Annotated in this window: 9 protein-coding genes and 1 pseudogene; 6 read left to right on the top strand and 4 right to left on the bottom strand. The window is 74.0% G+C overall.

Annotation, left to right across the window (positions count from 1 at the left end; genetic code table 11):
• The 4 genes and pseudogenes from ACOJTC_RS21705 to rarD all read left to right on the top strand — a co-directional run.
• Positions 1 to 1,059: pseudogene (locus ACOJTC_RS21705) on the top strand (type VII secretion protein EccE); the annotation flags it as partial.
• A 55-nt stretch (positions 1,060 to 1,114) separates the two neighbouring features.
• Positions 1,115 to 1,501 (top strand): phage holin family protein, encoded by a 387-nt coding sequence (locus tag ACOJTC_RS21700; protein WP_204925784.1) that lies wholly within the window; start codon positions 1,115 to 1,117, stop codon positions 1,499 to 1,501.
• Between the two features lie 117 nt (positions 1,502 to 1,618).
• Positions 1,619 to 2,053: a GNAT family N-acetyltransferase gene (locus ACOJTC_RS21695; protein WP_420118252.1), complete on the top strand. Its 435-nt coding sequence runs from the start codon at positions 1,619 to 1,621 to the stop codon at positions 2,051 to 2,053.
• Between the two features lie 52 nt (positions 2,054 to 2,105).
• A complete protein-coding gene (rarD, locus tag ACOJTC_RS21690; protein ID WP_420118251.1) occupies positions 2,106 to 3,029 on the top strand; it encodes an EamA family transporter RarD in 924 nt (307 codons plus the stop codon).
• A gap of 30 nt (positions 3,030 to 3,059) precedes the next feature.
• Here rarD and ACOJTC_RS21685 read toward each other — a convergent pair whose 3' ends face one another.
• A complete protein-coding gene (locus ACOJTC_RS21685) occupies positions 3,060 to 3,761 on the bottom strand; it encodes an anti-sigma factor family protein (RefSeq protein WP_204925781.1) in 702 nt (233 codons plus the stop codon).
• Positions 3,758 to 4,273: a sigma-70 family RNA polymerase sigma factor gene (locus ACOJTC_RS21680; protein ID WP_307826223.1), complete on the bottom strand. Its 516-nt coding sequence runs from the start codon at positions 4,271 to 4,273 to the stop codon at positions 3,758 to 3,760. The genes ACOJTC_RS21685 and ACOJTC_RS21680 overlap by 4 nt, the downstream gene beginning before the upstream one ends.
• Before the next feature lie 218 nt (positions 4,274 to 4,491).
• On the opposite strand from ACOJTC_RS21680, the gene ACOJTC_RS21675 reads away from it, so the two are divergent.
• On the top strand, positions 4,492 to 6,618 hold the full coding sequence (locus ACOJTC_RS21675) for a PhoX family protein (protein WP_420118250.1): 2,127 nt from the start codon (positions 4,492 to 4,494) through the stop codon (positions 6,616 to 6,618).
• A 93-nt stretch (positions 6,619 to 6,711) separates the two neighbouring features.
• Here ACOJTC_RS21675 and ACOJTC_RS21670 read toward each other — a convergent pair whose 3' ends face one another.
• Positions 6,712 to 7,494 (bottom strand): IclR family transcriptional regulator, encoded by a 783-nt coding sequence (locus tag ACOJTC_RS21670; protein ID WP_088646144.1) that lies wholly within the window; start codon positions 7,492 to 7,494, stop codon positions 6,712 to 6,714.
• 158 nt (positions 7,495 to 7,652) lie between these two features.
• Between ACOJTC_RS21670 and ACOJTC_RS21665 the strand changes: the two genes are divergently transcribed.
• Positions 7,653 to 8,834: an MFS transporter gene (locus ACOJTC_RS21665; RefSeq protein WP_420118249.1), complete on the top strand. Its 1,182-nt coding sequence runs from the start codon at positions 7,653 to 7,655 to the stop codon at positions 8,832 to 8,834.
• Positions 8,835 to 8,861: 27 nt separating this feature from the next.
• Here the strand turns inward: ACOJTC_RS21665 and ACOJTC_RS21660 are convergent, their stop codons facing one another.
• Entirely contained in the window at positions 8,862 to 9,944 is a 1,083-nt protein-coding gene (locus ACOJTC_RS21660; RefSeq protein ID WP_204925778.1) for a polyprenyl synthetase family protein, read from the bottom strand.
• Positions 9,945 to 10,053: the final 109 nt, after the last annotated feature.

Genomic DNA, 10,053 nt, shown 5'->3' with positions numbered 1-10,053 from the left:
CAGGCCGGTCATGGCGATGCCGCGCTGCGGGTGCTGGCCGAACTCGCCCACCACGACCCCGACCGGCCGGTGCGCGAGAACTGGTCGAGGCTGTGCACCGGCGACCAGCACCAGGCCACCTTCCGGTTGGTCCGCTGGCCGGACGCCCGGGTCGATCCGGGTCGCCGGTTGGTGTCCCGGCTGCTGGCCCTGCCGGCGACCGCCACCACCGTCGCGCTCGGGGCCGGTCCGCGCGTCGGTGACACCGCACCGGCGACGTGCCTGACGGTACGGCTGGCCGCCACCACGCCGGTCGCGCTGGAACACGCCGCCGAGGGGTTGTCCCGGCTCGTCGCCGACGCCGGTGGTGAGCTGTGTCGACTCGACGGGGCGCAGTTGCCCGGCCTGGCCGCCACGTTGCCGTTGGCGGTGCCCGGGGTGGCCACGCCCGGGGTCGAGCCGCCGGAGCTGACCCTCGGCGGGGCGGGGCTGATGGTGGGGGCCAACCGGCAGGGCGGCGCGGTGACGGTCCGGCTGTTCCGCGCCGAGGGCACCAGGCTGGTGCTGGTCGGCGGGCTGGCGGCGGCCCAGTTGCTGGTGCTGCGGGCATTGGCGCTGGGGGCCGGGGTGCTGGTGCAGACCGGTCGGCCACGCGCCTGGGAGCCGTTCGTACGCGGGGTCGGCGGGCAGCAGGGCGGGGTGGTGGTGGTCCCCAGCGGGCGGGCGGTCGGCGTCACCGGTTCCCCGCTGCGTCCGCTGCTGGTGGTGGCCGACGCGGGTACGGCTGCCGGCGAACCGCCGCCCGGGGCGGGGTGGGTGTCCACCCTGGTGGTCCGGGACGGGTTGACCCCGGCGGACGTCGACACCCTCGGCCGGGCCGATCTGGCGGTGCTGCAACCCCTCGACCCGCCGGAGGCCGCCCTGGCGGGCACCGCGCTGGGGCTGGGCGGTGCGGCGGAGTGGTTGACCCGCATCCGGGACGACATGGTCGCGGTGGTCAACCGGCGGGCGCTGCGCTGGGCGCTGCTCTCGCCCACCCCGATCGAGTCGCAACTGGTCGGTCGCCCCGGCCGGCGCTGACCGCACGGGTCACCGTGGGTTCCCTGGCTGGACGGCACGTGACACGATCCCGGCCATGGATTTTCTGAAGGGCCTTCTGATCCGGCTGGGCTCCACGGTGGTGGCTTTCTGGCTGGCGACGCTGCTCATCCCCGGCATCACGCTCGACACCGGCTCGGCCGGCGAGGCGATCGTCACCCTGGTGCTGGTCTCGGTGATCTTCGGCGTGGTGAACGCGGTGCTCCAGCCGATCATCAAGACCGTCGGCTGCGGCTTCTACCTGCTCACCCTCGGGTTGATCGCCCTGGTCGTCAACGGGCTGCTGTTCCTGCTCACCAGCTGGATCGCCGAGCAGGCGGACCTGCCGTTCCACGTGGACGGGTTCTGGCCCGAGGCGGTGCTGGGCGCGCTCCTGGTCGGCATCGTGACCTGGATCCTCGGGGCGATCCTCGACCGCGACTGACCCGGTGGCCGGCCGCCGCTCCAGCGGGGCGGCGGCCGGCCGGCTCGCCCCGCCGGGCCGGCCACCGGACGGGAATTGGCTGGCGGGACGGCCACCGGGTGGGGTTAGCGTGGCGGGGTGTTCTCGTTGACCCACCCCGACGGCTGGCAGCTCGACACCGACCCGGAGCGCATCGACCGGGAGCTGGTGCACCACTGGCTCTCCACCGACGCCTACTGGGCGCTGGGGCGCAGCCGGGAGACGACGGAGCGGGCCCTCGCCGGCTCGACCCCGTACGGCGTCTACCGACCGCAGGACGGCGGGCAGGTCGGGATCGCCCGGGTGGTCACCGACCGGGCCACCTTCGGCTGGCTCTGCGACCTCTACGTCGCCCCGCAGGTGCGGGGTCGTGGCGTGGGCACCTGGCTGGCCGGCTCGATCCGCGACCATCTCGCCGGGTACGGCGTACGCCGGATCGCGCTGTCGACGGCCGACGCCCACGGGGTGTACGCGAAGCTGGGCTTCACCCCGGCCTCGGCGGCGCAGTGGATGGAGTGGGTGGGCGAGCGGTGACCCCGCTCACCGGAAAGGAGCCTACTCCGGCCGTACCCCTTACGGTGGGATCGTGACTCCGCTACGGCTCGGCTACCTCTACGGCTTCGGCGCATACCTGCTCTGGGGTTTCATCCCGATCTACCTGAAGCTGCTCCGGCCGGCCGGGCCGATGGAGATCCTCGCCCACCGGATCATCTGGTCGGTGGTGTTCGTCGCGCTGCTGCTCGCCGCCCTGCGCAACGTCGGCTTCCTACGGTCGCTGGCCCGCCGCCCCCGGACGCTGGCCGGGATCGTCGTCGCGGCGGCGCTGATCGCGGTGAACTGGGGCACCTACATCTACGGGGTGAACTCCGCCCGGGTGGTGGAGACCGCCCTCGGCTACTTCATCAACCCGCTGGTGTCGGTGCTGCTCGGGGTGCTGGTGCTGCGGGAGCGGCTACGCCCGGCACAGTGGGTGGCGCTCGGGGTGGGAGCGGCGGCGGTCGCGGTGCTCACCGTCGACTACGGCCGGCTGCCCTACCTGGCGTTGATTCTGGCGGCCAGCTTCGCCGGCTACGGGCTGGCCAAGAAGCGGCTCGGGCTGCCAGCGGCGGAGGGGCTGTTCGTCGAGTCGGCGGTGCTGGCGCTGCCCGCCCTGGCCTACCTGGGCTGGTTGGCGAGCCGGGGCGGGTCGACGTTCGGCGAGGTCTCGGCCGGGCACACCGCGCTGCTGGTGGCGGCCGGGGCGGTGACGGCCGTTCCGCTGCTGCTGTTCGCGGGCGCGGCCAACCGGCTGCCGCTGACCGCGCTCGGCATGCTCCAGTACGTGGCCCCGGTCCTCCAGCTCGGCTGCGGCGTGCTGATCTTCCACGAGCCGATGCCGCCGGCCCGGCTGGCCGGTTTCACCCTGGTCTGGCTGGCCCTGGTGATCTTCAGCCTGGACGCGCTGCGCAACGGTCGACGCACCCGGGCCGCCGCCCGCGCCGCCGATCCGCTGCCCGCCGCCGCCCACTGAACCACCGGACCGCCGCGCGGCCTGCGGAAATCAGCGGACGTCGTAGCTGAGCACCAGCGTCCCGTCGGCGCGTAGCAGTTCGAGGCGGACCAGTTCGGCGTCGGTGAACCGGGTCGCCCCGCGCAGGTTCACGTCGTCGCCGGGGGCGGCCAGCCAGGAGGCGATCTGCTCCGTCGCGTCGTCCGGCCCCCGGGCCACCAGCCGGAACGTGTACGCCTTGCCGTAGCCGGCCGTCGCGTCGTACCCGCAGTGCATGGTGACCTCGGTGCCCCACTTGGTGCCGCTCAGCCCGATCTCGGCGTGCACCGCCGGGGTCTTGGCCGCCACCGGCGCCATCGACACCATCCGTACCGCCTGGGCGGTCGGCGCGGTCGTCGGGGCCGGACGCAGGGCGGACGCCCCGGCGACGCCCAGCACCAGGGCGAACCCGGCGGCGACGAGGGCGGTCAGCGCGTACCGTCGGCGGCTGCGGGTCCGCTCCCGGCGGCGACGGTCCCGGGCGGTGGCGATCAGGTCGGGCACCCGGCTGACCTCGGGCGGTGGCGGAAGGAACTCCTCCAGCGTGGTCGGGTCGAGCCGGCCCAGCAGGCCCGGCAGCACGGCGATCTCGGCCACCGCGTCCCGGCACGCCGCGCACCCGGCCAGGTGCCGCTCGTAGGCGGCCCGGTCGGCGGGGGCGAGCGCACCCAGCACGTACGCGCCGTCGTCGTGTGCGAACTCGCAGCGGGTCATCCGGTCACCCCCATCTCGGCCAGGGCCAACCGTAGTGAACGCAGTGCGTAGTGGGTGCGGGACTTGACCGTCCCCGGTGGCACCCCCAGCCGGGCTGCCGCCTCGGCCACCGAACGGCCCTGGTAGAAGCACTCGACCAGCACCTCCCGGTGGGTGGGGCTGAGCCGGTTCAGCGCCTCGGCGATGGTCCAGGCCTCCACCGCGCGCTCCGCTTCGTCCACCGTCTCGGGCGGCTCGGGCAGGTCGTCGGTGAACACCTCGCCGACCCGGGTCGACCGGCGCCGCCAGGCGTCGATCGCCAGGTTACGGGCGGTCGTGAAGAGCCATGCGCGGACCGATCCGCGGCGCGGGTCCAGCGACTCGGGGTGCCGCCAGGCCCGCAGCAGGGTCTCCTGCACCAGGTCCTCGGCGCGGGTGCGGTCCCCGTTGACCAGTCGCAGCGCGTGCGCGTATAGCGCCTCGGCGTGCTCGTCGTGCAGGGCGCGCAGCAGTTGGGCGTCGTGGTCGCTGATGGTGATCCCCTCGCTTCCCGCCCGACAGGTCCGGCGAAAACGTGTCCGCCGGTTATTACGCGCCGTGACCCCGAACGGTTCAGCGGTGACTGCTGTTCACATCCGGTTCACACCGAGTCCGGTGGCCGCTCACCCCGTCCTGGCAGCGTCCGGCCGGTACGCACGTCGCGCAGGTGACAACGGCGTGCCACCGACCTGCTTCCAGGAGGCTTTCTTCCATGAGCGACCGTCCCCGGCTGCTCCCGCTGCTCGGTACCACCCGGCACGGCAGCCGCGATGCGATGACCTGCCTGTACCGCTGCGGCAACGCCTGCGACCACCCGGTACCCAACACCTCCGACAACACCTACTTCGGCGACCTGGTCGAGGGGGAGGTGACCCGGCGGGGCGTGGTCCGGGCGGGCGCGGTGGGCGCGCTGGTGCTCGGCTTCGGCGGTGCCGCCGCCGGCGCGTTGGCCGGGGCCGCCCCCGCCGCTGCCGCGCCGGCCACCCCGGTGCTGCCGGAGGTGGCCGACCCGACCGCGCCGCAGCGCGGCGTCGGCAACGGCGCGCTGACCTTCAAGCCGATCCCGCCGAACCAGCTCGACACCCTGGTCGTCCCCAACGGGTACGACCACAGCGTGGTCATCCGCTGGGGTGACCCGGTGCTGCCCGGTGCGCCCCGGTTCGACCTGCACGGGCAGACCGCCGCCGCCCAGGCCAAGCAGTTCGGCTACAACAACGACTTCGTCGGGGTGCTGCCGCTGGACCGGCGGGGCAGGCGGGCGCTGCTCGTGGTCAACCACGAGTACACCAACGAGGACCTGATGTTCCCCGGCTTCACCGGCCTGGACAACCTCACCGTCGAGCAGGTGCGTACCGCGATGGCCGCGCACGGCATGTCCGTGGTGGAACTGGAGCGGGTCGACGGCACCGGGCAGTGGCGGCCGGTGGGTCAGGGCCGGCGGCCGTACAACCGGCGGGTCACCGCGTTGGCCACGAAGTTCGAGCTGACCGGCCCGGCCGCCTGCTCGGCGTGGCTGCGTACCGCCGCCGACCCGAAGGGCCGCACGGTCGTCGGCACCCTGAACAACTGCGCCGGTGGGGTCACCCCGTGGGGGACGGTGCTCTCCGGCGAGGAGAACTTCAACCAGTACTTCGTCGGCGCCGACGCCGCGCCCGCCGAGCTGAAGCCGAAGTTCGACAGGTACGGCATCACCACCGCCGCCCGCTACCCCAGCGGCAGCCGTAAGTGGGAGCGGGCCGACGAGCGGTTCGACCTGGCGAAGCACCCCAACGAGGCGCACCGGTTCGGGTGGATCGTCGAGATCGACCCGTTCGACCCGGAGAGCCGCCCGCGTAAGCACACCGCGCTGGGCCGGTTCAAGCACGAGGGCGCCAACGTCATCGTGGCCCGCGACAAGCGGGTGGTCGCGTACATGGGCGACGACGAGCGCTTCGACTACCTCTACAAGTTCGTCTCCGACAAGAAGTTCATGCCCGGTGACTCCTGGGTGGCCCGCAAGAACAACCTGACCCTGCTGGAGTCGGGCACCCTCTACGTGGCGCAGTTCACCCAGACCAGCGCCGCCGAGATCGACGGCTCGGGCAAGCTGCCCGCCGACGGCGCGTTCAACGGCACCGGCCGGTGGATCAGGCTGGTCAGCGGCAACCGCTCATACGTCGACGGGATGACCGCCGCCGACGTGCTCACCTTCACCCGGCTCGCCGGGGACAAGGTCGGCGCGACGAAGATGGACCGGCCGGAGGACGTCGAGCCGAGCCTGCTCACCGGCAAGGTGTACGTGGCGCTGACCAACAACACCGACCGGGGCAAGGCCGGCAAGCCGGCGGCCGACGAGATCAACCCGCGCAACCTCAACAAGCACGGGCAGATCCTGGAGCTGGTCGAGGACCGGGGCGACAACACGGCCGAGTCCTTCACCTGGTCGCTGCCGATCGTCGCCGGTGACCCGGCCGACCCGTCGACCTACTTCGCCGGGTACGACAAGACGAAGGTCTCGCCGATCTCCTGCCCGGACAACGTCGCCTTCGACGCCACCGGCAACCTCTGGATCTCCACCGACGGCAACGCGTTGGGCAGCAACGACGGCCTGTTCGCCACCGCCGTCGAGGGGCCGGAACGGGGGCACCTGAAGCAGTTCCTGACCGTGCCGCTGGGTGCGGAGACCTGCGGGCCGTTCATCACCGGCGACAACCGGTCGGTGTTCGTCGCCGTGCAGCACCCCGGTGAGATCACCGGCGCGTCGGTGGAGAAGCCGGCGTCGACCTGGCCGGACGGCGACTACGCCAAGCCGGGCGTGGTGGTCACCTGGCGGCTCGACGGCGGCCCGATCGGCAGCTGACGCGCCCGTCCCGGGTCGGCCCCGCCGGGCCGGCCGCGAAGGCCCTCTCCCGCTTCGGTCCGGGAGGGGGCCTTCGCCCGTACGCCGGGCGGCTCAGAGGTCGGCGGCGATGCCGTCGGCGACCGCGCGGGCGGCGGTGAGCAGCTTGGCGCGGACCACCCGGGCGGAGGTCATCATCTCGCTGGCCGGCAGGGCGCAGGCCAGCACCACCCGCCGTTCCATGTCCTTGTCCGGGGTGACCAGGACGGCGGCGCACGCCACCCCCTGCCGGAACTGCCCCAGCTCCAACTGCATGCCCCGCCGGTCGCCGGCGGCCAGATCCGCCTCGAACGCCTCGGGGCTGGTGAGGGTGGCGGTGGTGAACGGCCGCATGCCGTAGTCGCGCAGGTAGCGCAGGCGCTGCTCGGTGGTGAGGGTGGCCAGCAGCGCCTTGCCCAGGGCGGTGGCGTGCGCGCCCTCGTCGAAGCCGGGGACCATGTCCTCCAGGTAAGGCGAGCGGGCCCCCTCGGCGACGGCGGTGACCGCCACCTGGCCGCCGACGAAGCGACCCAGGTAGTGGCTCCACCCGGTGTCGACGGCGGCCCGCCGCAGCGACTCGCCGACCGCCGCCGGGCCCCGGAACGCGGTGACCAGTTCCCGGTACCGGTCGGCGATCTCCAGGCCGACGATGTAGGTGCCGTCCTCCCGCCGGATCACGTAACCCTCATAGGCCAGGGTGCGGACCAGGTGGTACGTGGTGGCGACGGTCAGCTCGCACCGCCGGGCGATCTGCTTGACCGTCAGGCCCTTCGGGGCACGACCGACCGACTCGAGCACGCGTAGCGCGCGGGACACACTTCGGATCAGATCCGAAGGTTCCGCCAGGGGGTCACGCACAACCACCTCCGCAGCCGGGGACTTACACCATATGAAAAACCCGGCCAAGACGGAACGCCCGTTCGGGTGGGGGATGCCAGATCAGGCGGTATACGGCGGGTTCCCGGGCGACACGCCGAGCGTTGTCAGGAACACGACTCGCGTAGGTTGGGCCCACGATGACCGACACCGCCCTCAGCCGTACGCCGGCCGTACGTCCCCTGCGGGCCGGCGGCGGGGCGGTCGCCACCACCATCGCCAGCGTCCTGCCGGTCTTCCTGGTCGGCGGGCTCGCCGTGCAGATGGGCGACGACCTGGGCTTCTCCCCCGCCGGGCTGGGCTTGGCCGTGTCGGTCTACTTCGGCGTCAGCGCGCTCGCCGCGGTGCCGTCGGGCCGGCTGGTGGAGCGGGTCGGCCCGGCCGTGGTGGCCCGCGCCGCCGTCGGACTCGCCGCCGGCTGCCTGCTCGCCATCGCCGGACTGGCCCGCTCCTACCCGGTGCTGGTCGGCCTGCTCGCGCTCAGCGCCGCCGCCAACGCCCTCGGTCAACTCGCCAGCAACGCCGCGCTGGCCCGGCACGTGCCCGCCCGGCGGCAGGGCCTGTCGTTCGGGGTGAAGCAGGCCGCCATCCCCGCGTCCACCCTGCTGGCCGGGGCGGCGGTGCCGGCGATCGCCCTCACCGCCGGCTGGCGCTGGGCCTTCGTGGCCGCCGCCGGGGCCGCGTTGGCCGCGCTGCCGGCCGTACCCCCGCAGCCGGCCGGACCGGTACGGGAGCGCGCGGCGGAACGCGGCGGTGGGGCCACCACGGCGCTGGTGGTGGTCGGCGTGGCAGCCACCCTCGCGGCGGGCGCAGCCAACGCGCTGGGCACCTTCGTGGTCGACTCGTCGGTGCACCGAGGGCTCGCCCCCGGCCCGGCCGGACTGGTGCTCACCCTGGGCGGCGCGGTCTGCGTGGCGGCCCGGATCGGCGTCGGCTGGCTCGCCGACCGGCGGGACACCGGTCACGTCGCGCTGATCGCCGCGATGCTGGTGGTCGGGGCAGTCGGGTTGGGGCTGCTGGCGGTGGCCGGGGCGGTGCCGCTGACCGTCGGGGTGGTGCTCGGCTTCGGGTTGGGCTGGGCGTGGCCCGGCCTGCTGAACTTCGCGGTGGTCCGGCTGCACCCGCGGGCCCCGGCCGCCGCCACCTCGATCACCCAGACCGGGGTGTACGCCGGCGGCTGCCTCGGCCCGCTCGGGCTCGGTGCGCTCGCCGGGGCCGGCGGCTACCCGGTGATGTGGCTGACCGCCGGGGTCGCCATGCTCCTCGCCGCCGTCCTCATGCTCACCGGCAGCCGGCTGCTGCGCCGCTCCGCCACGCCATGAGCAGGCCGGACCCGGGCGGCGCGGGGTTCAGCTGGTGCGGTCGGCGATGTAGTCGCAGAGCGATTCCAGCGCCTGCCGGGCCGGAATCCGCGGCAGCGGCGTCAACTGGGCGCGGGCGTCCTCGGCGTAGCTGCGGACGGTCTCCCGGGCCCGCTTGAGCGCCGGGGACTCCCGGAGCAGGCCGAGCGCCTCGGTGTGCAGCGCGTCGTCGACCAGCGGGCCGGTGGCCAGGATCTCCCGCAGCCGCACCGAGGCCGCGTCGGAGTCGTCGCCGGCCAGCGCGTAGAGCACCGGCAGGGTCGGCACCCCCTCCCGCAGGTCGGTGCCGGGTGTCTTGCCCGACTGCATCGACTCGGAGGCGATGTCGAGCAGGTCGTCGGAGAGCTGGAAGGCCACCCCGATGGTCTCGCCGTAGCCGGCGAGGGCCTCGGTGTGCTCCTCGGTCGCCCCGCCGAACATGCCGCCGAACCGGGCCGAGGTGGCGATCAGCGAACCCGTCTTGTCGGCGATCACCCGCAGGTAGTGGTCGACGGGGTCCGCCGTGCGGGGGCCGACGGTCTCGGCGATCTGCCCGTGCACGAGCCGGGCGAAGGTGCGCGCCTGGAGCCGTACCGCCTCCGGACCGAGGTCGGCGGCGATGTCGGCGGCCCGCGCGAAGAGGTAGTCGCCGACCAGGATGGCCACCGAGTTGGTCCAGCGGGAGTTCGCGCTGGGCGCGCCCCGCCGCACGGCGGCCTCGTCCATCACGTCGTCGTGGTAGAGGGTGGCGAGGTGGGTGAGTTCCATCACCACGGCCGCCGGCACCACCTGCCGGCCCCCCGGGTCGCCGAACTGCGCGCCCAGCGCCACCAGCAACGGCCGGAACCGCTTGCCGCCCGCCTCGACGAGGTGCCGGGCCGCCTCGGTGACGAGCGGGTCGGCGCTGGACACGCTGGCCCGCAGCTCCACCTCGACGTCGTCCAGCAGGCCCAGCACGGACGCCTCGACCCGCGGATCGGCCAGGTGCACGCCGAGCGCGCCGATCTGACCCGTGCCCGCCCGGCCCCGACGACCACCGGAGCCGACGGCACCTGAACGCTCCCCCGTCGGAATCACCACGCCATCAACCATGCCACACCCGTTCGACCTGCTCCGGACGGGGGATACGGCCGTGGGGGGGGGGGGGGGGGGGGGGGGGGGGGGGCGGCGCGGGGCCCCGCGCGCCGCGGCGCGCGAGGCG

This window comes from Micromonospora sp., assembly GCF_048594385.1.
Taxonomy (GTDB): domain Bacteria; phylum Actinomycetota; class Actinomycetes; order Mycobacteriales; family Micromonosporaceae; genus Micromonospora; species Micromonospora wenchangensis.
This window is presented reverse-complemented; position numbering and strand designations above follow the sequence as displayed.